General features: G+C 72.7%; 28 protein-coding genes. 4 read left to right on the top strand and 24 right to left on the bottom strand.

Annotation, left to right across the window (positions count from 1 at the left end; translation table 11 throughout):
• Positions 1 to 24: 24 nt before the first annotated feature.
• Genes SERN_RS13085 through SERN_RS13095 form a run of 3 tightly spaced genes read right to left on the bottom strand, consistent with a single transcriptional unit; the run spans position 25 to position 3,233 of the window.
• Complete coding sequence (locus SERN_RS13085; RefSeq protein ID WP_135850607.1) at positions 25 to 978, bottom strand: tetratricopeptide repeat protein; 954 nt, start codon at positions 976 to 978, stop codon at positions 25 to 27.
• A 45-nt stretch (positions 979 to 1,023) separates the two neighbouring features.
• Entirely contained in the window at positions 1,024 to 2,031 is a 1,008-nt protein-coding gene (locus SERN_RS13090; protein ID WP_135850608.1) for a hypothetical protein, read from the bottom strand.
• Positions 2,028 to 3,233, bottom strand: a complete 1,206-nt coding sequence (locus tag SERN_RS13095) for a hypothetical protein (protein WP_135850609.1) — start codon at positions 3,231 to 3,233, stop codon at positions 2,028 to 2,030. Before SERN_RS13095 ends, SERN_RS13090 begins: the two co-directional genes overlap by 4 nt.
• A gap of 180 nt (positions 3,234 to 3,413) precedes the next feature.
• On the opposite strand from SERN_RS13095, the gene SERN_RS13100 reads away from it, so the two are divergent.
• Both SERN_RS13100 and SERN_RS13105 read left to right on the top strand, forming a co-directional pair.
• Positions 3,414 to 4,817, top strand: coding sequence for a DivIVA domain-containing protein (locus SERN_RS13100; protein WP_135850610.1), 1,404 nt, complete (start codon positions 3,414 to 3,416; stop codon positions 4,815 to 4,817).
• Position 4,818: 1 nt separating this feature from the next.
• On the top strand, positions 4,819 to 5,238 hold the full coding sequence (locus tag SERN_RS13105; RefSeq protein WP_135850611.1) for a hypothetical protein: 420 nt from the start codon (positions 4,819 to 4,821) through the stop codon (positions 5,236 to 5,238).
• A 40-nt stretch (positions 5,239 to 5,278) separates the two neighbouring features.
• On the opposite strand, the gene SERN_RS13110 is transcribed toward SERN_RS13105, so the two are convergent.
• From SERN_RS13110 to SERN_RS13120, 3 genes are read right to left on the bottom strand one after another with little or no spacing between them, the layout of a single operon-like run.
• Positions 5,279 to 6,067: an alpha/beta fold hydrolase gene (locus SERN_RS13110; protein ID WP_233251696.1), complete on the bottom strand. Its 789-nt coding sequence runs from the start codon at positions 6,065 to 6,067 to the stop codon at positions 5,279 to 5,281.
• Entirely contained in the window at positions 6,067 to 6,819 is a 753-nt protein-coding gene (locus SERN_RS13115) for an alpha/beta hydrolase (protein ID WP_135850613.1), read from the bottom strand. Before SERN_RS13115 ends, SERN_RS13110 begins: the two co-directional genes overlap by 1 nt.
• A gap of 11 nt (positions 6,820 to 6,830) precedes the next feature.
• Positions 6,831 to 7,577, bottom strand: a complete 747-nt coding sequence (locus SERN_RS13120; protein WP_135850614.1) for a TetR/AcrR family transcriptional regulator — start codon at positions 7,575 to 7,577, stop codon at positions 6,831 to 6,833.
• Between the two features lie 103 nt (positions 7,578 to 7,680).
• Between SERN_RS13120 and SERN_RS13125 the strand changes: the two genes are divergently transcribed.
• Positions 7,681 to 8,655: an NAD-dependent epimerase/dehydratase family protein gene (locus tag SERN_RS13125; protein WP_135850615.1), complete on the top strand. Its 975-nt coding sequence runs from the start codon at positions 7,681 to 7,683 to the stop codon at positions 8,653 to 8,655.
• Between the two features lie 25 nt (positions 8,656 to 8,680).
• On the opposite strand, the gene SERN_RS13130 is transcribed toward SERN_RS13125, so the two are convergent.
• The 15 genes from SERN_RS13130 to SERN_RS13200 all read right to left on the bottom strand — a co-directional run bounded on the left by SERN_RS13130 (position 8,681) and on the right by SERN_RS13200 (position 21,596).
• Positions 8,681 to 10,357 carry an ABC-F family ATP-binding cassette domain-containing protein gene (locus SERN_RS13130; RefSeq protein WP_135850616.1) on the bottom strand — a complete coding sequence of 559 codons (1,677 nt, stop codon included), beginning with the start codon at positions 10,355 to 10,357 and terminating at the stop codon, positions 8,681 to 8,683.
• Between the two features lie 64 nt (positions 10,358 to 10,421).
• Positions 10,422 to 10,727, bottom strand: a complete 306-nt coding sequence (locus tag SERN_RS13135) for a hypothetical protein (RefSeq protein ID WP_135850617.1) — start codon at positions 10,725 to 10,727, stop codon at positions 10,422 to 10,424.
• 258 nt (positions 10,728 to 10,985) lie between these two features.
• Positions 10,986 to 11,771 (bottom strand): endonuclease NucS, encoded by a 786-nt coding sequence (gene nucS / locus SERN_RS13140; protein WP_135850618.1) that lies wholly within the window; start codon positions 11,769 to 11,771, stop codon positions 10,986 to 10,988.
• Positions 11,768 to 12,181, bottom strand: a complete 414-nt coding sequence (locus SERN_RS13145) for a DUF2550 domain-containing protein (protein WP_135850619.1) — start codon at positions 12,179 to 12,181, stop codon at positions 11,768 to 11,770. The genes nucS and SERN_RS13145 overlap by 4 nt, the downstream gene beginning before the upstream one ends.
• A 9-nt stretch (positions 12,182 to 12,190) precedes the next feature.
• The gene (locus tag SERN_RS13150; RefSeq protein ID WP_135850620.1) at positions 12,191 to 12,454 is read right to left on the bottom strand and encodes a F0F1 ATP synthase subunit epsilon; all 264 of its coding nucleotides are present in this window, start codon (positions 12,452 to 12,454) and stop codon (positions 12,191 to 12,193) included.
• Positions 12,454 to 13,926: a F0F1 ATP synthase subunit beta gene (gene atpD, locus SERN_RS13155; RefSeq protein WP_199241619.1), complete on the bottom strand. Its 1,473-nt coding sequence runs from the start codon at positions 13,924 to 13,926 to the stop codon at positions 12,454 to 12,456. The genes SERN_RS13150 and atpD overlap by 1 nt, the downstream gene beginning before the upstream one ends.
• 32 nt (positions 13,927 to 13,958) lie before the next feature.
• The gene (locus SERN_RS13160; RefSeq protein WP_135850622.1) at positions 13,959 to 14,849 is read right to left on the bottom strand and encodes a F0F1 ATP synthase subunit gamma; all 891 of its coding nucleotides are present in this window, start codon (positions 14,847 to 14,849) and stop codon (positions 13,959 to 13,961) included.
• A 3-nt stretch (positions 14,850 to 14,852) separates the two neighbouring features.
• Entirely contained in the window at positions 14,853 to 16,484 is a 1,632-nt protein-coding gene (gene atpA / locus SERN_RS13165; RefSeq protein WP_135850623.1) for a F0F1 ATP synthase subunit alpha, read from the bottom strand.
• Positions 16,485 to 16,535: 51 nt separating this feature from the next.
• Entirely contained in the window at positions 16,536 to 17,351 is an 816-nt protein-coding gene (locus tag SERN_RS13170; RefSeq protein WP_135850624.1) for a F0F1 ATP synthase subunit delta, read from the bottom strand.
• Positions 17,351 to 17,962 carry a F0F1 ATP synthase subunit B gene (locus SERN_RS13175; RefSeq protein WP_135850625.1) on the bottom strand — a complete coding sequence of 204 codons (612 nt, stop codon included), beginning with the start codon at positions 17,960 to 17,962 and terminating at the stop codon, positions 17,351 to 17,353. Before SERN_RS13175 ends, SERN_RS13170 begins: the two co-directional genes overlap by 1 nt.
• A complete protein-coding gene (gene atpE / locus SERN_RS13180) occupies positions 17,962 to 18,186 on the bottom strand; it encodes an ATP synthase F0 subunit C (RefSeq protein ID WP_135850626.1) in 225 nt (74 codons plus the stop codon). Before atpE ends, SERN_RS13175 begins: the two co-directional genes overlap by 1 nt.
• 79 nt (positions 18,187 to 18,265) lie before the next feature.
• Positions 18,266 to 19,051 carry a F0F1 ATP synthase subunit A gene (gene atpB, locus SERN_RS13185; protein WP_135850627.1) on the bottom strand — a complete coding sequence of 262 codons (786 nt, stop codon included), beginning with the start codon at positions 19,049 to 19,051 and terminating at the stop codon, positions 18,266 to 18,268.
• Between the two features lie 136 nt (positions 19,052 to 19,187).
• Complete coding sequence (locus tag SERN_RS13190; protein WP_135850628.1) at positions 19,188 to 19,649, bottom strand: hypothetical protein; 462 nt, start codon at positions 19,647 to 19,649, stop codon at positions 19,188 to 19,190.
• A gap of 19 nt (positions 19,650 to 19,668) precedes the next feature.
• The gene (locus SERN_RS13195) at positions 19,669 to 20,847 is read right to left on the bottom strand and encodes an MraY family glycosyltransferase (RefSeq protein ID WP_135850629.1); all 1,179 of its coding nucleotides are present in this window, start codon (positions 20,845 to 20,847) and stop codon (positions 19,669 to 19,671) included.
• On the bottom strand, positions 20,844 to 21,596 hold the full coding sequence (locus SERN_RS13200; protein ID WP_135850630.1) for an L-threonylcarbamoyladenylate synthase: 753 nt from the start codon (positions 21,594 to 21,596) through the stop codon (positions 20,844 to 20,846). Before SERN_RS13200 ends, SERN_RS13195 begins: the two co-directional genes overlap by 4 nt.
• A gap of 58 nt (positions 21,597 to 21,654) precedes the next feature.
• Here SERN_RS13200 and SERN_RS13205 point away from each other — a divergent pair, with 58 nt between their 5' ends.
• Positions 21,655 to 22,086, top strand: a complete 432-nt coding sequence (locus SERN_RS13205; RefSeq protein ID WP_135850631.1) for a VanZ family protein — start codon at positions 21,655 to 21,657, stop codon at positions 22,084 to 22,086.
• Here SERN_RS13205 and prmC read toward each other — a convergent pair.
• The 3 genes from prmC to rpmE form a co-directional block, all read right to left on the bottom strand.
• Positions 22,019 to 22,891 (bottom strand): peptide chain release factor N(5)-glutamine methyltransferase, encoded by an 873-nt coding sequence (gene prmC, locus SERN_RS13210; RefSeq protein ID WP_135850632.1) that lies wholly within the window; start codon positions 22,889 to 22,891, stop codon positions 22,019 to 22,021. The two genes, SERN_RS13205 and prmC, sit on opposite strands and share 68 nt — an antisense overlap.
• Entirely contained in the window at positions 22,888 to 23,985 is a 1,098-nt protein-coding gene (gene prfA / locus SERN_RS13215; RefSeq protein WP_135850633.1) for a peptide chain release factor 1, read from the bottom strand. Before prfA ends, prmC begins: the two co-directional genes overlap by 4 nt.
• Positions 23,986 to 24,130: 145 nt before the next feature.
• The gene (gene rpmE / locus SERN_RS13220) at positions 24,131 to 24,346 is read right to left on the bottom strand and encodes a 50S ribosomal protein L31 (protein WP_135850634.1); all 216 of its coding nucleotides are present in this window, start codon (positions 24,344 to 24,346) and stop codon (positions 24,131 to 24,133) included.
• Positions 24,347 to 24,405 lie beyond the last annotated feature (59 nt).

Here is a 24,405-nt window from a genome sequence, read left to right on the forward strand (position 1 = left end):
GGTGCCGGCGTCGGTGCCGAACGGTCAGAACAGCGCGAGCGCCAGGTTGCGCCGCGCGGCGCGGATCTCGTCGGCCTGCGGGTCCACCAGCTCGAAGAGCTCCAGGAGTCGCTTGCGGGCCGCCTCGCGGTCGGCCTCCCGCGTCGCGCGGACCACGGCCACGAGCCGGTCGAACGCCGCACCCACGCGTCCGGCCGCCATCTCGATGTCCGCGGCGTGCAGCTGCAGGTCGAGCGCGGTGGGACCCATCGCCTCGGCCTTCTCGAGGTCGGAGACCGGGTCCGTGACGCCGTCGAGCCGCTTCATGAGCGTGACCTGGCCCAGGCCGGCCTTGGCGTCCTTGTCGATCGGGTTCTCGTTCAGGACCTGCTGGTACGCGGCGGCCGCGGTGTCGTAGTCGCCCGCCTCGATCGCCTCGTAGGCCTTCGCGAACAGCGGCGGCAGCTCGGGCTCGGGCTCCGGCACGTCGGTCGGGTCCTGCTGGGCCGGGCCGGCACCGGCGACGACGCCGGTCACGCCGGCCTGCGCGGCCGCCGCGAGCACCTGGTCGAGCACCTGGTCGACCTGGTCGGGTGCCGGCGCGCCCTGGAACAGCGGGAGCGGCTGACCCTGGATCACGGCGACGGCGCACGGCACGCCCTCGATGCCGAACGCCTGCGCGATCTGCGGCTGGGTGTCGGCGTCGACGCGGGCCAGCACGAAGCGGCCCGCGTAGCGCACCGCGGCCGCCTCCAGCAGCGGCGTCATCTTCTCGCCGATCGCGGTCCGCGACGCGCCGATGGCGACGACGACGGGCACGGTCGCCGAGCTCTCGACGATGGTCTGGAAGGACTCGGTCGTCATGTCCACGATCAGGCCGTCGGGCGCCGACGCGCGCGTCGCCGCAGCGGCGGCCGCGGCCTTCTCCTGCGCCGGGGTCGGCTTCTGGAGCGAGGACAGGTCGATCGCACCGCGCGGGTCGAAGTGGGGCTGGGTCACGGCTGGGCCTCTCTCGGGGAACGACGGGACGGCGGGGGTGGCGTGCTACTCGGTGCGCGCGACGGACGCGAGCACGCGCTCCACGCCGAGGAACTGGAGCTGGGCGTCCGGGCTGCTGGCGGGCGGCACGTAGACGGTCACGAGGTGGCGGTAGGTGGCCGAGGCCGCAGCGTCGACCGGACCAGGCGCGTCCAGCACCGCCCAGGAGTCGGGCAGCGGGAGCGTGGAGCCCTCGACGGTCTTGCGCAGGGTCTGCGTGATCTCGACGGTGCCCATCACCAGGGCCCCGCCGTCGGCCGTGGCGATGGCGAAGTCGGGCCCGGCGGAGGTGGCGCTGGTCGACAGCTCACCGGCGACCGCCACCCCCTGGCGCAGGCCGTCGACCTCGGCGTTCAGGAACGCGCGGTAGGGGTCGTCCGCGAACTCGCCCGCGAACTCGCTCGCGGGGTTGGCCATGACGTCGGCGAGGCGGGCCAGGGCGTCGGCGGGGGTCACCTTCAGCTCGGCCTGGTCGTCGGCGATCGGAGCGGAACCGATCTCCGCGGTGGCGAACGTCGGTGTCGGGACACCCGGCAGCAGTCGCGACCACGACACGAGCTGGTACTCGGCGCGCGGGTCCTCCTGCACGAGGCCGTAGTAGTGGCGCACGGTGCTGTCGGCGACCGGCTCCGACACCGCGAGCACCGAGCGCGGCCACGAGTCGGTGGCCGTCACGACCAGCACGTCCGAGTCGGTCGTGAGCGAGAGGGGCAGCTCGGCGCCGCCCGTGGCCGTCTGCAGCGCGTACTGCGTCTGCCGGAAGTCGATCGCGGGCGACGCGACGCGCGCGCGCATCTGCTCGACGTCGCCCGAGGTGTCGGCGGCGGAGACCTGCTCCTCGACCTGGTCGAGGATCTCCTGCGCCCGCTCCTCCGACACGGCCGGTGGGGCGAACTCGGGTGCGGGCTCCGGCGTGAACGTGGGTGCCGGCTCCTCGGCGCAGCCCGCGAGCAGCGCGGTGGCGGCGAGCAGCGCGGCGCCGAGGATCGGGCGACGACGTCGTGACGTGCTCATCGGTGCTCCTCGTTGTCGTCGGTGGGCTCGGGCTCGGGCTCGGGCTCGGGCTCGGGCTCGGCCTCGGGCTCGGCGTCGGTCTCGGACTCGGTTTCTGTCGGCAGCGGCTCGGACGACGTCGTCACGCCCCACCGCTCGCTCCAGGTGACCTTGGCGACCGGGGCGACCGCGTCGTCCTCGGAGCGCGTCCCGCCGTCGGTCTCGGCAGCCTCGACGTCGGAGTCGGCGTCGGCGTCGGGGCTGCCGACGGACTCCCCGTCCGCCCGCAACCACGTCGGGTAGGACTCCGGGTCGTCCGGAGCCTTGCCCGTACCGTCGGCCGGCGCGATCTCTGAGGCGATGCGCTCGACGTCGACCGCGGCCAGGCGGTCCCGCAGACCGTCGTACGCGCCGGGCCCGTCGCCCACCTCGGCACCGGACTCGCGCAGCTCGCGGCGCTGGCGGCGCGTCAGCACGGCGGTCTCCGCCGTCGGCGGATCGCTCGGCTCGCCGACCAGCGGCTGCTCGGGTCGCACGGCCGCGAGCACGGTCGTGTCGGCATCGTCGTCGGTGCTCTCGCCCTCCACCACGGCGGGCTCGGCATCGCGACGGCGACCCGGCAGAGCGAAGAAAGACCAGAGGATCAGGCCCAGCCCGAGCACGACGCCGGCGATGCCACCCGTCAGCAGGGGCTGGTAGTAGGGCGTGGTCACCTCGCGCTGCCACGTCAGGGACACGGTCGGGGCGGGGCCGTCGGCGGCGTCGCGCACGATCAGGAGCGTCTGGCGACCCGTCGTGGGGACGTCGTAGGCGAAGGCCAGCTCACCCTCGCCCTCGCGCGTCTCGAGCCACATGTCGTTGCCGACGGGGCTGGGCAGGTCCGCCGTGACGCCGTCGACGTCCTGCGTCACCATCGTCTCCCAGTCCACGACGTCGACCAGGCGCTGCTGCGCGGCGTCCGCGAGCCAGCCGTCGACGTCGACGTCGCGACCCGTGATGACCGTCACCTGCTGCGCGGGGTCGGCCGCCGTCACGACGACGTCGACCCGGTCGTCCACGATGCCGGCGACGCCGGGCTCGAGGACGACGAACGGGACGTCGGCCGAGGGGGACGTCGCCGTGACCGTGTCGGAGGTGCGCCACGACGTCGCGGAGAGCACGCCGAGGACGATCGCCGTGGCCCCGAGAAGGGTCACCACGATGCCGATGATGCGACGGGCCATGGGTGCCACGTCCTTTCCGGACCTGCGCCGAGCAAGCACTGCTGGATGTCGGATGCGCACGCACCGGGGCGTGCGCGCGACCCAGGGTACCCGCGCCCCCTGGGCACCAGGCCTGTCGGGGGCGGCCGATAGGCTGGGGATCACGGTTCCTGCTCCCCACTCCTGCGAAGGACTCCTCCCATGACTGACGAGCACGCCGACTTCCCCGTGGTCCTGCGCGGGTACGACCGCGCCCAGGTGGACCAGCACGTGAGCGACCTCGCGCGGGCGCTGAACGAGGCCCGCCGCCAGGTCGAGGCGTCCGACGCCGAGTCGCTGCGACTCTCGGGCCAGCTCTCGGAGACGCAGCGCGCGCTGAGCGAGACGGAGGCGCCCACCTACGCCGGTCTGGGCTCGCGCATCGAGCAGCTCCTGCGCTCGGCGGAGGAGCAGAGCACCGACGTCGTGACGCAGGCCACCGGCAAGGCCTCCACCATCACGTCGCGCGCCGAGGGCGACGCCACGCAGCTGCTGGACCGCGCCGAGCGCGAGGCCGCCGACGTCCTGGCCGCCGCCCGCTCCGAGGCCGACCACCTCACCACCTCCGCCGCCGCCGAGTCGGAGTCCGTGCGCAGCGCCGCGGCGCTGACCGCCGGCGAGCTCGTCTCGTCCGCCGAGCGCGAGGCGCGCGGCATCCGCGGCGCCCTGGACACCGAGGTGGCCGAGCGCCGCGCCACCCTCGAGCGCGACCTGGCCGCCCGTGAGTCGCTCGTGCTCCGCGAGACGACCGAGCTCCGCGTCGCCGCCGAGGCCGAGGCCCGCGAGGTCGTCGCGACGGCGACCGCTGCGGCGCGCGTGCTGCGCACCGAGGCCGAGACGTACGCCCAGGTCACGCGCGACGGTGCCCGCGCCGAGGCCGACGACCTGCTGGCGCAGGCCCGTCGCGCCGCCGAGAGCGCGCTGACGCAGGCGCGTGACGAGGCCGACGTGCTCGTGGAGGTCACCGCGACCGCCAAGGCCGACGGCGACCTGGACATCGCCCGGCGCCGCGAGGCCGCCGAGGCGGAGAACGGCGCCATCCACGGCGCCGCGAAGGCCGCGGCGGACCAGCTGCTGGCCGACGCCGACGCCCGCGTGGCCGACGCCGAGCAGCGCGTGGTGGACGCGCTCGCCCGGGCCGAGGCCATCACGACGGCCTCGGAGGCGAGCGCTCGCACCACGCTGTCGACCGCCCGCGAGCAGGCGACCCGCATCGTCGAGGACGCCGACGACCAGGCCGACCGGACCACGGCCTCGGCCACCGAGGAGGCCGACCACCGCCTGAGCTCGGTGCGTTCGGAGGTTGCGGACCTCGAGCGCCAGCGCGAGGCCATCACGGCCTACCTCGACGAGCTGCGCGGTCTCCTCGGCTCGAGCACGGTGCCCGACGCCAGCCTCATCGCCAAGGCCGACGAGGCCGCCGCGGCGCTGGAGGAGGCGAAGGCCGAGGCCGGGAGCGACGAGACCGACCCCGACGAGTCCGACGAGGCCGACGACGACGAGTCCGACGCCGAGGTCACCGAGCACGCCGAGACCGACGAGTCCGTCACCTCCACGTCGCGCTGACGTGACCCCCGACGACGCCACCACCCCCTGGGCCCAGGGCCGCCGCGAGGCGGCCCTGGAGCTGGAGCGGCGGCTGAACGAGCGCAAGGCGGCGGAGTCCGCGAAGGCCCAGTCGATGATCGACGCCTTCCTCGCGACCGCCGGGACGTCCGCCACCGAGCCGGAGCCGCTCGCGGTCCAGGGCTACCGCGGCGGGCGCGCCCGTACGACGCTGCGCGGCTGGTACCTCAAGGCCGACCACTCGGTCGCCCTCGGCACCGACGGCGGGTTCTACGTGCTGCGGGCGGACCTCAGCCTGCGCGAGCGGCTGCGCGGCTACACGCCCTCGCCCGTGCCCCCGCCGCTGATCGTGGGCGAGGGTGGCGGCGACGGCGAGACCATCGACATGTCGGCCGCCCTGGAGCGGCACCGCCGGAGCTGACCGCTCGACCTCGCGGGCGGCCCGCCCGACGGCGACGAGGTCACACCAGGCAGCGCCGCCAGAAGGTGGCCAGCAGCTCCGCCGTCGTCGAGGGGTCCTCGGTGGCCGTCATGTGGCCCGCTAGCGGCACGACCACGAGCTCGACGTCCCCGCCTCCCGACCGGATCGCGCTCGCCATCGCCTCGGCGTCGGCCTGCGTGGCGATCTGGTCCTCGGCGCCCCGCACCACGAGGCCGGGCACCGCGAGCCGCTCGAGCACGTCGAAGCGGTCGGGACGCGCGGCCATGGCCCGCTGCGCCCAGGCGATACCGGCCGGCGGCGCGGCGGCGAGCCGCGCGCGGTGCTCCTCGACCACGTCGGGCTCGTGCTCGAGCGCGGTCTCGCCCAGCAGCGTCGTCAGCATGGGGGCGACGGCGTCGGCCCCCGCCTCGCCGAGCGCCGCCTCGGCCACCCGCAGCCGGTTGGCGCGCGCCTCGTCGGAGTCGGCCGAGGCCTTGGTGTCCAGGAGCGCCAGTCCAGCGATCCGACCCGGGTGCCGGTCGGCCACGGCCAGGGCGATGTAGCCGCCCATCGACAGCCCGACGAGCACCGCGCGGTCCACACCCAGCTCGTCCAGGGTCGCGACGACGGCGTCGGCCGCCAGCTCGAGGCCGGGTTCGCCGTCGGGCACCTCCGAGCGCCCGAACCCCGGGGCGTCGAGCGCGATCGAGGGCACGCCGTCGTCCACGAGGTCCTCGACGACCTCGTCCCACATGCTCCCGTCGAACGGGAACCCGTGCAGCAGCACGAGCGGGACGGGCGGGAGACCGTTCTCGACTGCGTCGGTCATCATGATCCTTCGGTGGCGGTGGACGCGGTGGTGACGCTGCCGTCCCACTCGCGCGGGAGCGGCAGGGCGTCGGGATTCACGACGGCGAGGATCTGCTCGAGCACCCACGTCACGGCGGACTCCCCCACCCACAGGTGCTTCATCCCCTCGCCGGCGATCACCGTCGCCTGCGGAACACGCGCGAACCGCTCGCGCGCCTCGTCCGGGCGGAGGTAGTCGTCGAGCTCGGGCACCAGCACGATCAGGGGCTTGCCGAACGCCGCCCAGGCGTCCAGATCGGCGTCGGTGGCCCGGTGCAGCGGCGGGGAGAGCAGGATCGCGCCCTCGATGCTCGGGTCGGCGCCGTGCTTGAGCACGAGCTCGGTCCCGAACGACCAGCCCACCAGCCAGCGGTGCGGCAGGTCGTGGAACTCGCCGTGCTCCAGCAGCGCGGCGACGTCGAAGCGTTCGGCGTCGCCGCCGTCGAACTCCCCCTCGCTCGTGCCGCGGGGGGAGGACGTGCCGCGCGTGTTGAAGCGGACGACGGCGACGTCGGCCAGCGCGGGCAGGCGCCACGACGCCTTGCGGTAGACGTGGCTGTCCATGTAGCCGCCGTGCGTGGGCAGCGGGTGGAGCGTCAGCAGGGTGGCCACGGGCGTCGCGGTCGCGGGTCGCGCGACCTCGCCCACCAGGGTGAGGCCGTCAGCGGTGTGGAGCTCGATGTCCTCGCGCGCGGCGGGCAGGATGCTCAGGGGTCCGATCGTGGTGCTCATCGCGCCCCAGCCTACGGCGCGCGCTCGAGGTCACGCAGGCCCACGGCGTCGGCGATCGTCGCGAGCTGGACGCGGGCGAAGACCTCGGGTTCACCAAGCGGGTCGCGACCGAGCTGCCCGAACACCTCGGAGCTCACCGCGCCGAGCAGGGCGGTCCAACCCGCGATCACCTGGGCGACCGCGGCGGGCGCCACATCCTCGTCGAGGCCCCCCTCGACGTCGCCGCCGATCACACGCAGCTCCGCGGCGAGCGCCGTCGGCAGCGCCGGACCACCGCTCAGCGGTCCCACGACGGCGGCCACCTCGCCGCGCGCGAGCGCGGCGCTCAGGATCGCGCCCAGGCGGAGCACGACCCGGGTGCCCTCCGGCGTCGTCTCCTGGGGCGGTGCGCTGTACCCGGGGACCGGGGAGCCGTACAGCAGCGACCACGCCGCGGGGCGACGGATCGCCCAGGAGCGCAGGGCGTGACTGGCGGTGAGCCACTGCACCCGCCCCGGGGCGGCCTCACCACCCGGCAGGTCCGCGAGCGCCCGCTCGACGTCGTCCGCCAGGTCCCGGTAGCCCTCCGTGATCAGCAGCGTGAGCAGGTCGTCGCGGCTGGGCACGTAGCGGTAGATCGCCGACGAGACGATGCCGAGCTCGCGCGCTATCGCGCGCAGGGACAGCGCCGCGGCCCCGTGCTGCTCGAGGTGCTCCCACGCGAGGCGGCGGATCTCGGCCAGGGTGCGGACGCGGGCGAGCTCGCGCGGTGTGCTCATGGACCCATGATGCCCAATGTGAGCAGTGCTCTTGCGCACCGGCTCGCCGCGGGCCTATCTTCCACATGAGAGCACTGCTCACATTCACGACAGGGAGACGCACATGTCCGCTTCGAGCACCCCCACCCCCGCACCCCGCACCACCCCCGATGCCGTCGTCATCGGCTACGGCCCCGTCGGCGCCGGACTCGTCGACCGGTTGCTCGAGTCGGGTGCGCGGGTCCGCGTCCTCACGCGGTCGGGCTCGGGGCCCGCGACCACCGAGCGCGTGCGGGCGGACGTCCTCGATCCCGACTCCGTCGCGCGCGCCGTCGGTGACGCCCCCGTCATCCACATGGCCTTCCACGCCCCGGCCTACTCCGCGAAGGTGTGGGCAGACACGCTTCCTGGCATGGAGCGGAACGTGCTCGACCACGCGCGGCGCACGGGCGCCACCGTGGTGGCGCCCGAGAGCCTGTACGCGTTCGACGCCGACGGCGGCCCCATCACGGCCGCGACGCCGCTGCGGCCGCGCAGCCGCAAGGGTGAGGTCAGGAAGGCGCTGCTGGCGGCCAGGACGGCGTCGAGCGTCCGCATCGTCTCGGTGGTCGCGGGCGACTTCACCGGACCGCGCGTGCTGGCGGCGCACGCGGGAGACCGGCTGCTCGAACCGCTGCTGGCCGGCCGGACGCTGCGGCCCGTCGGGGATCCCGACCTGCCCCACGCCTTCACGCACGTCCCCGACCTCGCGCGGGCGATGATCGCGGCCTCCGCGCTGGCGGGTGCCGGTCACGAGGTCGTCATGGCGCCGAGCGCCGGGTCGATCACGATGCGGGACCTCGCCGGTGCGATGGCGACGGCGGCCGGCGTCGAGATGCCTCGCGTCGCGCCGATGAGCCCGGCTCTCCTGCACGCCCTGGGACTCGTGGTGCCGAGCCTGCGCGAGATCGCCGAAGTGGCCTACCAGTTCACCCAGCCCTTCGAGGTGGACGCGAGTGCGGGCGAGGCGCGCCTCGGCGTCGTCGCGACGCCGTGGCCGCAGGCGGCGCGGGAGACCGTGGCGTGGTGGCGCGATCGACGCGCCGTCCTCGCGTCCTAGCCGCAGCGCCCGCCAGAAGGGTCGCTCAGCGCGCGACGCGCGCGACGTCCCACACGGGCTCGTCGCTCGCGGTCACCGTGCCGGCGCCGTCGAACACGAGGAACCGGTCGAGGCCGCGCGCGAACCAGCGGTCGTGCGTGACGGCCACGACCGTGCCCTCGAACGCCGCCAGCCCCGCCTCGAGCGCCTCGGCCGAGGCGAGGTCGAGGTTGTCCGTCGGCTCGTCGAGCAGCAGCATCGTGGCTCCGGAGAGCTCGAGCAGCAGGATCTGGAACCGTGCCTGCTGCCCGCCCGAGAGCGAGGCGAAGCGCTGCTCCGCCGACTTCGCGAGTCCGTAGCGGTCGAGGACGCGGGAGGCCTCCTCCCGGGCGCGGCCGTGCCGGTGCGCGTCCCCGCGGTGCAGGATCTCGAGCAGGGTCCGCTCCAGCAGCTCCGGGTGCTGGTGGGTCTGCGCGAACCAGCCCGGCCGCACGCGCGATCCGAGGCGGACGACGCCGGAGTGCGCCACGCGCTCCGGCTGCACGTCCCCCACGGGCCGGTGCTCGACGTCGGGGTCGGAGCCGCCCGCCGCGAGCAGACGCAGGAAGTGCGACTTGCCCGTGCCGTTCGCGCCCAGGATCCCGATGCGCTCGCCGTACCAGAGCTCGGCGTCGAACGGCCGGGCGAGGCCGGTCAGCTCGAGTCCCTCGACCACGACGGCGCGCTTGGCCGTGCGGCCGCCCCGCAGCCGCATCGTGACCTGCTGGACCTCCGGCACGGCCTCGGGCGGGCCGGCCTTCTCGAACCGCGCCAACCGGGTCTCGGCCGCCTGCAGCTTGGCCGCCATGGTGTCCATGACGGACGCCTTCGTGCGGTACATCAGCACCAGCGCCTTGAGCTTCGCGTGCTCCTCGTCCCAGCGACGGCGCAGCTCCTCCAGCCGCGCGTTCCGGTCCTCGCGCGCCTGCGGATAGGTGCGGAACGGCCCGGGGTGCACCCAGAGCGTCGCCCCTGCGGCGCCGGGCTCGAGCGTCGCGACGCGTGTGGCGACCTGGTCCAGCAGCTCGCGGTCGTGGCTGATGAGCAGCACCGTCTTGCCGCACTCGCGCAGGGCCCGCTCGAGCCAGCGCTTGCCGGGGACGTCCAGGTAGTTGTCCGGCTCGTCCAGCAGCAGGACCTCCTCCGGCCCGCGCAGCAGCGCCTCCAGCACCAGGCGCTTCTGCTCGCCACCCGAGAGCGTCGAGACCCGACGGTGCTCGGCGCGGTCGAACGGGAGGTGCATGGCCGCCGTCGTGCACATGTCCCAGAGCGTCTCCTGCTCGTAGCCCCCGGCGTCGGCCCAGTCGGCCAGGCCCTGCGCGTAGGCCATCTGGGCGGCCTCGTCGTCGATGGTGAGCATCAGCTCCTCCGCCGCGGCGAGCGCGGCCCCCGCGACCCGGATCCGTTCCGGCGAGACGCTGACGAGCAGGTCGCGCACGGTGGTGTCGTCGCGCACGGACCCGATGAACTGGCGCATGACGCCGAGCCCACCGGTGCGCACGACGGCGCCCTCGTCGGGGTCGAGGTCGCCCGCCAGGATGCGCGAGAGCGTGGTCTTGCCGGAGCCGTTCGGGCCGACGAGCGCCATCCGGTGGCCCTCGCCGACGCGCAGGTCGACGCCGCCGAGCAGCGGACGGCCGTCGGGGAGGGAGAAGGTGATCTGGCTGAGGTCGATGTGGCCCACCCGAGCACTGTGCCTGACGGCGGGGCTCGCCGTCACCTCGATTGCCAGGGCCGGCCCGTGGTGCTCAGCGCCGGGTCGGTCGTCGTCCCGCGCGCCAGCACGACGTGTGCCAGTGGCGCCGGTCCTCGAGACCGGCCTGCGCCCCGAGGAGGTGGTCGTCGGGCCAGGCCACGACGTGCGGCGTCGCGGGCGGGATCATCTGGTCGCACCCGGGGCAGCGGTAGGACTTCTCGCTCCCACCGACACTGCGGACCTTCCAGGCGTGGCCGTCGTCGGTGGTCTCACCGCGGGTCCAGCCGCGGGTGAGCTGGTCGACGTCGAGCGGCACGTGCTCGCTGCCGTACGCGCGCTTGCTCGACCGACGACCCATCCCCCGAGCCTACGCGGCACCCCACGACCGCGGCCCGCCGCCCGCCGCCCGCCGCCCGCCGAGAACGCTCCGTGCGACTCGAACGACACCGTCGAGCCGCACCCGCCGTTCTCACCGCCGCCTCCCGATGCCGAGAACGCTCGGCGCGGCTCCAGGGCAGACGTCGAGCCGCACCCGCCGTTCTCAGCGAGGGGTCCGACGTGTCGGCGGGTCCGCACGAGGGCGGCCGGGCGGCCGGGCGGCGCGCGCCGGCGCCGCTCAGAAGAGGCGCGAGTCGGGGTCGTCGACGCCGCGCATCGCGTCGTAGTCCAGCAGCAGGCAGTCGATGCCGCGGTCGGTCGCGAGGGTGCGCGCCTGCGGCGCGATGCTCTGCGCCGCGAGCACGCCGCGCACGGGCGCCAGGTGCGGGTCGCGGTTGAGGAGCTCGAGGTAGCGCGTGAGCTGCTCGACCGCGTCGATGGTCGCGCGCCGCTTGATCTCGACGGCGACGTGGCGGTGCGTGACGCCGGACGGCGTCGCGACCTCCACCTCGATCTCCACCACTCCCCCGGCGCCGGCCGATGCGGTGGCCGACGACGTCCCGGCCGACGACGGCACCCGCACCATCAGGTCGACGGGACCGATCGCCGTCGGGAACTCGCGGCGCACGAGCGTGTGGCCCGCGCCCACCAGCTCGACCTGCTCGGCCAGCAGCTTCTGCAGGTGCGCCTCGACGCCGTCCTTCTGCAGGCCGGGGTCGACGCCGAGCTCGTGCGCGGAGTCGTGCGCGACGTCGTGCAGCGAGACCACGAGCTTGTCGTCGGTCTTGGTGGCGGTCACGGTCCAGACGGCCGTGACGCCCTGGGCCGCCTGCTCCGGCGTCGGCTGCGACACCTTCAGCGTGCAGGGCGGGCTCATCCAGTTCAGCGGCTTGTACGACCCGCCGTCGGAGTGGACGAGGACGGAACCGTCGGCCTTCACCATGAGCACGCGAGGCGCGAGCGGCAGGTGGGCGGACAGCCGTCCGGAGTAGTCGACGGCGCAGGTGGCCACGACGATTCTCACAGCGGAAGCTCCCTGGGGGGTTGGGACTCGAGCCACGAGGACAGTCCCGAGTACTGACCGGCGCGCATGGCCAGCACGAACTCGTGGCCGTCGACCTCGCAGGCGACCTCGAAGATGCGCGTCGCGGTGACGGCGGCCTCGGGGTCGCGCGCGTCACGGCTCACGACGTGGAGCCGCGCCCGCGGCCATGACTGGCCGGGGCGCGGGTCCAGGGAGACGAGGCGGTACCAGTGCAGGGCGTCGGCACCGTAGTGCGCGATCCCCGAGGCCCATCCCGTCGGTGTGCGCAGGGCGCACTCGAACGATCCGACGCGCAGCCCGAGGGTGCGCAGCCGGAGGTAGAACGCTCCGGCGCCGATGAGCCCGATCGCGCCCGCCACGGCGAGCGCGATCACGAGGGCTTCCGGCACCGGCGAGGCTCAGTCCTGCGAGTCGACGACGACCGTCACCGCGTCGTCGTCGAAGGAGACGAACCCCGACGTGACGGCGAACTCCTCGGACGACCCTGCGGCGGAACGGACGCGGACCGTGCCCGCACGCAGCAGCGACAGGACCGACTCGTGACCGGGCAGCAGCCCCATGTCACCCTCGGCCGCCGGCACGCTGACACCCGCCGCCGTCCCGGACCACAGCGTGCGGTCCGGGGCGACGATCTCGACGGTCAGCTCTCCGCGTCCGGCCATCAGCGCAGCTCGGACTGGATGCGGGCCCAGTTGCGCTCGAGGTCCTCGAGGCCACCGATGTTGAAGAACGCCTGCTCGGAGATGTGGTCGAACTCGCCGTCGGCGATCTTGCCGAACGCCTCGACGGTCTCCGTCAGCGGCACCGTGGAGCCCACGACGCCGGTGAACTTCTCGGCCATGTACGTGTTCTGCGAGAGGAACTGCTCGATCCGGCGCGCACGCGCGACCGTGATCTTGTCCTCCTCCGAGAGCTCGTCGACACCGAGGATCGCGATGATGTCCTGCAGCTCCTTGTTCTTCTGCAGGATCGACTTCACGCGGGTCGCGGTGCGGTAGTGGTCCTCACCGACGTACTGCGGGTCGAGGATCCGGCTGGAGGAGGCCAGCGGGTCGACGGCCGGGTACAGACCACGCGACGCGATGTCGCGCGAGAGCTCGGTCGTGGCGTCCAGGTGCGCGAACGTCGTGGCCGGGGCCGGGTCGGTGTAGTCGTCCGCGGGGACGTAGATCGCCTGGAGCGACGTGATCGAGTGACCACGCGTCGAGGTGATGCGCTCCTGCAGCAGACCCATCTCGTCGGCCAGGTTCGGCTGGTAGCCCACGGCCGAGGGCATGCGGCCCAGCAGCGTGGAGACCTCGGAACCGGCCTGCGTGAAGCGGAAGATGTTGTCGATGAACAGCAGCACGTCCTGCTTCTGGACGTCGCGGAAGTACTCCGCCATCGTCAGGGCGGACAGCGCCACGCGCAGACGCGTGCCCGGCGGCTCGTCCATCTGACCGAAGACGAGGGCCGTCTTGTCGAAGACGCCCGCCTCCTCCATCTCGACGATGAGGTCGTTGCCCTCACGGGTGCGCTCGCCGACACCGGCGAACACCGACACACCACCGTGGTTGAGCGCGACGCGCTGGATCATCTCCTGGATCAGCACGGTCTTGCCGACGCCGGCGCCACCGAACAGACCGATCTTGCCGCCCTGGACGTACGGGGTCAGCAGGTCGATGACCTTGATGCCGGTCTCGAACATCGTGGTCTTCGACTCGAGCTGGTCGAAGTCGGGTGCCTTGCGGTGGATCGACCACCGCTCCTTGATCTCGAGGCTGTCGGCCGGCACGTTGAGCGGCTCGCCGATCACGTTGAACACGTGACCCTTGGTGACGTCGCCGACCGGGACCGTGATCGGGCCGCCGGTGTCGCGCACCTCGGCGCCACGGACGAGACCGTCCGTGGGCTTGAGGGCGACGGCGCGCACCAGGTTGTCACCGAGGTGCTGCTCCACCTCGAGGGTGAGCTCGACGGCGTCGCTCTCGCCCTCGCCCTGGCCGGCCAGGTCGATGGTCGTCTTGAGCATGTTGTAGATCCCGGGCAGCGTGCCCGAGGGGAACTCGATGTCGACGACGGGGCCGATCACCCGGGCGATACGTCCGGTACCGGCGCCGACAGTCGTGGGAGCCTCAGCGGCTTGCGCAGTCATGGTTGTCCTTGTCAGTTCTCAGCGTCGGTGGATCAGCCGGCGAGAGCGTCGGCCCCGGAGACGATCTCGCTGATCTCCTGGGTGATCTCCGCCTGCCTGGCCGAGTTGGCCAGTCGGGTGTAGTTGCGAATGATGTCTTCGGCGTTCTCGGTCGCCGTGTGCATGGCGCGCTGGCGCGAGGCCAGCTCCGAGGCGGCCGCCTGGTGCAGCGCCGTGAAGATCCTCGCGAGGATGTAGCGCGGCAGAAGGGCGTCCAGCACGACCTCGGGCGACGGCTCGAAGTCGTACAGCGGCAGCGGCTCCTCGCCCACCGGGGCCACCCCGTCCACGACCTCCAGCGGGAGGATGCGGACCACGCGCGGCTCCTGCGTCACCATCGACAGGAAGCGCGTGTAGACCAGGTGGATCTCGCTGACGCCGCCGGCGTCCGCGGGAGCCCGGAAGGCCTCGAGCAGGGTGTCCGCGATCTCCTCGGCACGCTCCAGCTGCGGGGCGTCGGAGTTGCCGAGCCAAGTCTCCTTGATGTCCCGGTTGCGGAACGTGAAGTACCCGACGCCACGGCGACCGGCCACGTACAGCTCGGGTTCCTTGCCCTCCTCCGTCAGACGCGTGATGAGGCGCTCGGCCTCACGCAGCACGCTGGCGTTGTAGGACCCGGCCATGCCCCGGTCCGCCGTCAGCACCAGGATCGCGACGCGGTTGGTGTCGGTGCGGTCCGAGGTGAGCGGGTGGTCGACGGACGCGTGGGTCGCGGCCGCCGACAGCGCCCGCGTGATCGCACGGGAGAACGGTGCAGCGGCCTGGGCCTGGTCACGGGCCTTGCCGATCCGCGAGGCAGCGATGAGCTCCATGGCGCGGAACATCTTCTTCAGCGTCTGGGTCGACTTGATCCGCTGCTTGTAGACGCGCTGCTGACCTGCCACGGCTCAGCCCCGCTTCTGGCGGACGATCTGCTCCTGCTCGACGTCCAGGCCCTCGTCGTCGACCGGCTCGTTGCTGCCGAGCAGGTCACCGTCGGAGGTCTGGAACGTCGGCGCGAAGGCCTCGATGGCGCTCTTCAGCGCCTCGACGGCGTCGTCGCCGAGCTTGCCCGTGGAGGCGATGGTGCCGAGCACGTCGGTGCTGCGACGGATGTGGTCGATGAGCTCGCGCTCGAACCGCAGCACGTCGGCGACGGGGACGTCGTCGAGGTAGCCGTTGGTGCCGGCCCAGATCGCGACGACCTGGTCCTCCACCGGGTACGGCGAGTACTGCGGCTGCTTGAGCAGCTCGGTCAGACGCTCACCGCGGGCCAGCGCCTGGCGCGAGGCCGGGTCGAGGTCCGAGGCGAACATCGCGAACGCGGCCAGCGAGCGGTACTGCGCGAGCGTCAGCTTCAGGGTTCCGGAGACACCCTTCATCGCCTTCACCTGGGCGGCACCACCGACGCGCGACACCGAGACGCCGACGTCGACGGCGGGGCGCTGGTTGGCGTTGAACAGGTCCGACTGCAGGAAGATCTGGCCGTCGGTGATCGAGATGACGTTCGTCGGGATGTAGGCCGACACGTCGTTGGCCTTGGTCTCGATGATCGGCAGCCCGGTCATCGAGCCGGCGCCCAGCTCGTCGGAGAGCTTGGCACACCTCTCGAGCAGACGGGAGTGCAGGTAGAAGACGTCACCCGGGTAGGCCTCGCGGCCCGGCGGACGGCGCAGCAGGAGCGACACGGCGCGGTACGCCTCGGCCTGCTTGGACAGGTCGTCGAAGACGATCAGGACGTGCTTGCCCTCGTACATCCAGTGCTGACCGATGGCCGAGCCGGTGTAGGGGGCGAGGTACTTGAAGCCGGCGGGGTCGGACGCGGGAGCGGCGACGATCGTCGTGTACTCCAGGGCACCGGACTCCTCGAGCGCGCCGCGCACGGCCGCGATGGTCGAACCCTTCTGACCGATGGCGACGTAGATGCAGCGCACCTGCTTCTCGGGGTCGCCCGAGTCCCAGTTCGCCTTCTGGTTCAGGATCGTGTCGAGCGCGATGGCCGTCTTGCCGGTCTTGCGGTCGCCGATGATGAGCTGACGCTGGCCGCGACCGATCGGGATCATCGAGTCGATGGCCTTGATGCCGGTCTGCAGGGGCTCGTGCACGCTCTTGCGGGCCATGACGCCGGGCGCCTGAAGCTCGAGGGCGCGGCGGCCCGTCGTCTCGATCTCGCCCAGACCGTCGATCGGAGCACCGAGCGGGTCGACGACGCGGCCCAGGTAGCCGTCACCGACGGGGACGGAGAGGACCTCACCCGTCCGGCGGACCTCCTGGCCCTCCTGGATGCCGGTGAACTCACCGAGGACGACCACACCGATGTGGCGGACGTCGAGGCTCAGCGCGAGCCCCAGCGTGCCGTCCTCGAAGGTGAGGAGCTCGTTGGCCATGGCGCCGGGAAGTCCCTCGACCTCGGCGATGCCGTCGGCGGCGAGCGTGACCCGACCCACCTCCTCGCGCGCGTCCGTCGTGGGCGTGTAGGAGCTGACGAACGTGTCGAGTGCAGCCCTGATCTCCTCGGGCCTGATCGTGAGCTCAGCCATCGGTTCCTTCTCTCGTCTTCGCGTCGGGCGCGGGGTGTCTGGGGTGAGCGCTCAGCCGGCGATGCGGCGTCGGGCTTCGGCAAGCTTGGACAGCACGGTGGCGTCGACGACCTCGGCACCCACCTGGATGCGCATGCCACCCACGATGCTGGGGTCGACGCCCACGTTGACGTGGACCTCGGTGGAGTAGATGCGCGAGAGCGTCGCGCTCAGGCGCTCGACCTGGGCCGTGGTGATCGGCGAGGCGACCAGCACCGAGGCGACGACCCGCTTGCGACGGGCGGCGGCGATCTCGGCGATGTGCGACAGGCGCGTGGTCACGGACCGCTGGCGCAGCGCGCCGACCGTCCGGCGCACGAGGACCTGCGACTCCGGGGCGACCTGGCCGTTGAGCAGCTGGTCGGCCAGTGCCGTGCGGCGCTCGGCCGCGACGTCCGTCGAGGCCAGGGCGACGCGCAGGTCGCGCTCGTTGCTGAGGATGCGGCCCAGACGGAACAGGTCGTCCTCGACGCGGAGCAGGTCGTCGCGCGACTCGGCGGCGACGAGCACCGCGGTGGTGCCGAGCTCCTCGAGCGCCTCGGCGAGGTCGGCGTCGGCCGACCAGCGAGCACGCGCGAGACCGGCGACCAGGTCGACGACGTCCGCGTGCACCTGCGTGCCCAGGAGCGTCGTGGCCAGCTGGGCCTTGGCCTCGCCGGACCGGGTGGGGTCGGTGAGCGCGCGACGCAGGGAGGTCGAGCCGTCGAGCGCGTCGACGACCGAGAAGATCTGCTCCCCGATCTCGCGTGCCCCGTCACCCGCGGCGTCCAGGATCGGCGCGAACCGCTCCCTGGCCGACGCGAGGGATGCCTCGCTGGTCGCCCGCATCACTTCCCCGTCTCTGTGGTGGTGGCGGCCGGCTGCGTGCCGGCGTCCACGGCCTCGGACGAGCGCGAGGTCTCCTCGAGCTCGGCCAGGAACCGGTCGATCACGCGCGACTGGCGCGCGTCGTCGGTGAGCGACTCGCCCACGATCCTGGAGGCCAGGTCGGTCGCGAGCGATCCGACGTCGGCCCGCAGCGAGACGAGCGCCTGCTGACGCTCGGCCTCGATCTGGCGGTGGGCGTTCTCGACGATGCGCTGGGCCTCGACCTGGGCCTTCGACTTCGCCTCGACGACGATCTCGTTGCCCTCGCCGTGCGCCTCCTCGCGGATGCGTCCCGCCTCCTGGCGGGCGGCGACGAGCTCGGCCTGACGCTCTGCCTTGGTGGCCTCGGCCTCCGCCTGGATCTTGGCGGCGTGCTCGAGCCCGCCCTCGATCTTGGCGGAGCGCTCGTCGAGCAGCGCCGTCATCTTCGGCATCAGGTACTTCAGGAAGAAGAACGCGATGACACCGGTGACGACGAGCGACCAGATGATGTCGTAGTCGGCCGGGATGAAGACGCCGATCCCCGCGGGGGCGCCACCCTCCTCCGCGGCCAGCAGCTGGACGCCGCCCATCAGATGAAGAGGAAGCCGGCGATCAGACCGAGAAGCGCGAGCACCTCGACGAACGCGACACCGATGAACATGTTGGTGCGGAGCGTGTTGGCGACCTCGGGCTGGCGAGCCATGCCCTCGAGCGCCTTGCCGATCAGGATGCCGAGGCCGATGCCCGGGCCGAGGGTGGCCAGGCCGTAGCCGATGGTCGCGATGTTGCCGGTGAGCTCGGCGTAGTTGTCCATGGGTGGTCCTTCCTTGGGCGGCGGGTCCGTGCCCGCCGTCGATGGGTGGTCAGTCGTTCGAGCTGGTGGAGCGTGGAGCTCAGTGCGCGTCGTCCTCGGACATCTGGATGTAGACGGCAGCGAGAAGAGTGAAGATGAACGCCTGGAGGAACCCGACGAAGATCTCGAAGAGCGTGATGCCGAACCCGCCGACGAGCGTCATCACGCCGGTGAGCGGGATCAGCCCCCCGCCCTCGAAGAAGAGGAAGTGGGTCGCGGCGAAGCACAGCACGAGCATCAGGTGCCCGGCCATCATGTTGGCCAGCAGTCGGAGCGCCAGCGTGAGCGGGCGCAGGACGAAGACCTGCAGGATCTCGATCGGCGTGATGAGCAGGTACATGATCGGCGGCACACCGCTGGGGAACAGGCTGATCTTGAGGTAGCCCGGACCGTGCTTGCGGAAGCCGGCGACGATGTAGGTCACGTAGACGATGATCGCCAGCACGACCGGCAGGCCGATCACCGAGGTTCCACCGATGTTGAGGAACGGGATCACGCCGGCGAAGTTCATCGCCAGGACGATGAAGAAGAGCGTCGTCAGGAGCGGCAGGTACCGACGCCCGGCCGTCTTGCCGAGGACCGACTCGACGATCTGCACGCGGACGAAGTCCAGCGCGAGCTCGACGATGCTCTGGGCGCGGCCCGGGACGAGCTTGGCGTGGCGGGTGGACAGCCACAGCCACAGGATCAGCAGCACGGTGACGATGACGCGCACCAGCTGGATCCGGTTGAACTCGAACGGCGTGCCGTCGAAGAAGATTGCCGGAGGGAAGAACTCGGAGATGCTCGGAGCGTGGAAGCCCGAACCAGAGTCGGTCTCGGCCATGAGAGGTCCAGCCGCGTTCAAAGGTCTCCCCGGGTCTTGTGATGGAGGCGCAAGGCCCAGCAGCGGTGCGGCGACGCACCGTGCCGTGCTGATTCCGTGATGGATTCGCAGGTCTGTCGACCACCCTACCGGATGTTCACGACCCCTTCACGCCCGCGCGGGCCTCGGGATCGACCACCGGCACCCTGGCCGTCATGACGGCTCGCATCTCGATCACCAGCGACGCCAGCACGATCGCGGCGAGCGTGCCGGCGAGCACGTACCGGTCGTAGAAGTCCAGGCCGCGCAGCACCGCGAGCATCGCGACGATGACGACCATCTTGGCGAGCCAGCCACCCAGCACGGCAACCGCGAGGAACTGCGGCGACCGCCCCTCGCTGACGAGCATCGTCACCACGGTGGTCGCGCAGAAGATGACGCCGACGACGCCGCCGAGGAGCGCCCCCCACAGGCCGGTGGACCCGACGGTCACCAGCCCCACGACCGCGGCCAGCACGGTCACGCCCACGGTCACGACGGCGACCTGGCGCAGGATGCGGGAGAGCACGCCCTTGAGCGTGGTGGGGACGGTCGAGACGGCGGGGGCAGGACTGGTCACTCCCCTACTCTCCCACGGGTCAGACGCGGGTCTCGGGGCGCGGGGACTCGGCCGGGGGCCGCTCGGCGGTGCGGACGTGACGCGAGGACGCCCGCGGCCGCGTCCGCCGCACCGGCAGCGGCACGATCGTGAGCACGATGCCGACGACCACCACGACGGTGAGCGCGATGACCACGGTCCGGAGCGGAAGAAAGGCCAGCGCGACCGCCCCGAAGGCGAACACCGTGGTCCAGGCGTAGAGGATCACGACCGTCCGGCGGTGCGAGTGCCCCCGCGCCATCAGGCGGTGGTGCAGGTGCAGACCGTCGGCGGCGAACGGCGACTTTCCGGCCGCCACGCGTCGCACGACGGCGAACACCAGGTCGATGAGCGGCACGACCATCACCGCCACGGGCAGCAGGATCGGCAGGAAGGCCGGGAACCCGACGAACTCGGTCAGCTGCTGCGACGCGCCGGGGTCGATGTTGCCGGTGACCACGATGCTCGCTGCGGACACCGTCAGGCCCAGGAACATGGCGCCGGAATCGCCCATGAAGATCGAGGCCCTGAAGAAGTTGTGGGGCAGGAAGCCGAGGCAGGCCCCGACCACCGCCGCGATCACGAGCGTGGCGAGGTTGGAGTAGTCCGACTCGGTCGAGCGCGTCAGCAGGTAGGTGTAGACGAAGAAGGCCGTGCCCCCGATCGCGATCAGGCCCGCGGCGAGACCGTCGAGCCCGTCGACGAAGTTCACCGCGTTGATCGCCACGAGCACGACCAGGAGCGTGATCGCCAGCAGCATCCGCGGCGACAGGATCGCGATCGAGTCGAACAGCGGCACCGTGATGAGCTGCACGCCCTGCCAGACCATCAGCCCCGCGCACAGGATCTGCCCGACCAGCTTCGTCATCCAGTCCAGGTCCCAGATGTCGTCGGCAGCGCCGAGCAGGCAGATGAGCCCGGCGGCCGCAAGGATCGCCCAGGCCTGGGACGAGATCGTGAACGCGTCGCCCAGGAAGTCCGTCCGCGACGCGATCAGCAGGGCGACGGCGAAGCCGGCGAACATCGCGATCCCGCCCATCCGCGGGGTCGGGACGGCGTGCACGTCGCGGTCGCGCAGCGGGGTCACGGCGTTGACGCGCCGCGCCAGCACACGCACCAGCGGCGTCGCGACGAACGTGACGGCCGCGGCGACGACGACGACCAGCAGGTAGATCCTCACCCGGCAGACCGCCCGGGGCCGGGGTCGGCGGCCGGTGACTCGTCAGCGAGGGACTCCCCGGCGACCGGCTGGTCGACGACGGCCTCCACCTCGACCGCCGGCTCCTCCTCGGCCACCACGCGCAGGTGCGGGACGACGGCGGCGAGCCGCTCGCGGTCGATCGCTCCCTCGCGCACGATCGTCAGGCTCGGACCGGTGGCGTCCACGATGGTGGACGCCTGGCCGCCGGGCGCCTCGCCGTCGTCGAGGTAGCGGGCGACCCTCGCGCCCAGCTGCGCGCTCGCCTCGGCGGCGTTGGTCGCCGCCGGCTTCCCGGTGCGGTTGGCGGAGGAGACCGCCAGCGGGCCGGTGGTGCGCAGCAGGTCCAGGGCCACCTCGTGGTCGGGCATCCGCAGCGCGACCGTGCCGGCGGTCTCGCCCAGGTCCCACGTCAGCGTCGGCTGCGCGCGCACGATGATCGTCAGCGCCCCGGGCCAGAACGCATCGGCCAGCGCCTTCGCGGCGGGCGGGACGTCGACGGCGAGCACCTCGAGCATGGTCGGCGACGCCACCAGCACCGGCGGCGGCATCTGCCGGCCTCTGCCCTTGGCTGCCAGGAGGGCGGCGACGGCGTCGGCGTCGAACGCGTCGGCGGCGATGCCGTAGACGGTGTCGGTGGGCAGGACGACGAGGCCACCGCTGGACAGCACGGCGGCTGCCTCGGCGATGCTGGCGGAGCGGTGCTCCGGGACGCACGACAGGTTGGTCACGGCCCCGATCCTGCCACGCCCGCAACGCCGGGACACGGTGACCTGGCAGGCTCGGGGCGTGCCAGACCCCACCCCGCTGACCCGCCCGAGCACGGGCGTCCGCCGCCTGCTGCTGACGGGAGCCCTCGCGCTCAACCTCGTCACGATGTACGCGCCGAGCCTCCCGGCGCAGGTCGAACCCGCCGTCGACCTGCGGCTGGACCTGCTGGGACACGCCGCGAGCTTCGCGGCGCTGACGTTCACCGGGCTGCTGGCGGGGGTCCCGCGCCGGCTCCTGCTCGTGCTCGTGGCGCTCAACGCCGTCGCGAGCGAGCTGATCCAGCACCTCCTGCTGCCGCGGCGCACGGGCGATGTCACCGACCTGGCGGCCGACGCCGTCGGGATCGCGCTGGGGCTGCTGGCGTGGCGGACGTGGGAGCGGATCAGGGCGCGACGGCGCGCACGCCGCGCGGCCGGGACGTCAGGTCCTCGAAGCTCGTCACCTCGGTGAACCCGGCGTCGGACGCGATCGCGCGGACCGCCTCCGCCTGCACCTCGGCGTGCTCCATCACGAACACTCCCCCGGGGCGCAGCAGCCGTCGCGCGGCGAGCACGACGGCGCGCGGCACCTCCAGGCCGTCCAGGCCCCCGCCGTAGAGCGCCAGGTCGGGATCGAAGTCGCGGACCTCCGGCTCGTTCGGGACGGCGTCGGGCGGGATGTACGGCGGGTTGGACACGACGACGTCGACCGTGCCGTCCAGATCGGCCAGCAGCGCCGGGTCGCGGACGTCACCGAGCTCGGTGCGGAGCGCGGAGGACCCCGCCAGCGTCTGCGCGTCGCCGTTGCGGCGGGTCAGCGCGACCGCCTCCGGCGAGGCGTCCACCGCGACCACCCGGCTGGCGGGCACCTCGACGTCGACCGACACCGCGATCCCGCCCGCGCCGCAGCACAGGTCGACGACCAGCGGGTCGCTCCCCCGGGCCGCCACGGCCAGCGCCGCGTCGATCGCGTGCTGGGCGACGACCTCGGTCTCCGGCCGCGGGACGAACACGCCGGCCTCGACCCGCAGCGTAATGTGCCGGAACACCGCGGAGCCGACGATGTGCTGGAGCGGTTCGCGCCGCCGTCGTCGATCGACGAGCTCGGCGAACTCCTGGCGCAGCGACGTTGGGAGCGCGGCGGGCGCGTAGGCGAGGTGCGGGACGCCGAGCGCGTACGCGGCAAGGGCGCGCGCGTCGTGCTCGGGCGAGGGGACGCCGGCCTCGGCGAGGATGGCCCCCGCCCCGCGCACCAGCGCGCGCAGCTCCGGGTTCACGCCTCGCCCGCGGCCGCGAGCTGCGCCGCCTCGTCCATCTCGATCGCGGAGGCGACGAGGGCGTCCAGGTCGCCGTCGAGCACCGTGTCGAGGTTGTACGCCTTGAAGGAGGTGCGGTGGTCGACGATGCGGTTCTCGGGGTAGTTGTAGGTCCGGATCCGCTCCGAGCGGTCGACCGTGCGCACCTGACTCCGGCGCGCCTCGCTCGCGGCCGCTGCCGCCTCCTCCTGCTGGGCGGCGAGGATGCGGGCGCGCAGCACGCGCATGCCGGCCTCGCGGTTCTGCAGCTGGCTCTTCTCGTTCTGCATCGAGACCACGATGCCGGTGGGCAGGTGGGTGATGCGGACGGCGGAGTCGGTGGTGTTGACGCTCTGGCCACCCGGGCCGGAGGAGCGGAAGACGTCGATGCGCAGGTCGTTCTGCTCGATCTCGACCTCGCCCTCGTCGTCCGCCTCGGGGAGCACGAGCACGCCGGCGGCCGAGGTGTGGATGCGGCCCTGCGACTCCGTCACGGGCACGCGCTGCACGCGGTGCACCCCGCCCTCGTACTTCAGGTGGGCCCACACGCCGTCCAGCTGGTCGGCACCGCCGGCGGCGCCGCGCGACTTCACGGCGAGCTGGACGTCCTTGTACCCACCCAGGGCGGAGTCCGTGGCCTCGATGATCTGCGTGGACCAGCCGCGCCGCTCGGCGTAGCGCATGTACATCCGCAGGAGGTCGCCGGCGAACAGCGCGGACTCCTCGCCGCCCTCGCCCGCCTTGATCTCGAGGATGACGTCGCGGCCGTCGTCGGGGTCGCGCGGGACCAGCACGCGGCGCAGGCGCTCGGCCGCGGCGGCGGCCTGCGCCAGCAGCGTCTCGTGCTCGGCGGCGAACTCCGGGTCCTCGTCGGCCAGCTCGGCCGCCGCCTCGGCGTCGGCGACGGCGGCGCTCCACGCCCGGTAGGCGCCCACCACCTGGCCGAGCTCGGCGTAGCGCCGACCGACCTTCCTGGCGCGGCCCGGGCTGGCGTGCAGCTCCGGGTCGGCGAGGTCCTGCTCGAGCTGGGCGTACTCCTGCAGCAGCCCGTGCACGACGGCGAAGTCCTCGCTCACGGCATCTCCTTGCGACGGGCGGCCTCGCGGCGGCGTCAACGGTCAGTCAGTCGGTCGGTCAGTCGGTCGGTCGCGGTGCGACACCGCGGGGGAAAGACAAAAGCGAGCGCCGGCACCCCAGGGGTGCCGGCGCTCGCCGAGGTCGCTAGTTGGCGGCCTTCTTGCCGAAGCGGCGCTCGAACGCCGCGACGCGACCACCCGTGTCGAGGATCTTCTGCTTGCCCGTGTAGAACGGGTGGCAGGCGCTGCACACGTCGGAGCTGATCTTGCCCGACTTCTCGGTGCTGCGGGTGGTGAAGGTGCTGCCGCACGTGCACGTCACCTCGGTGACGACGTACTCGGGGTGAATACCGCTCTTCATGGTGTCCTCCTGTTAGGGGTGCTGCCGGGTCGCCACGTCGGGTGCGCGGGGCGTGAACC

It is taken from the genome of Serinibacter arcticus, from assembly GCF_004786095.1.
GTDB lineage: Bacteria > Actinomycetota > Actinomycetes > Actinomycetales > Beutenbergiaceae > Litorihabitans > Litorihabitans arcticus.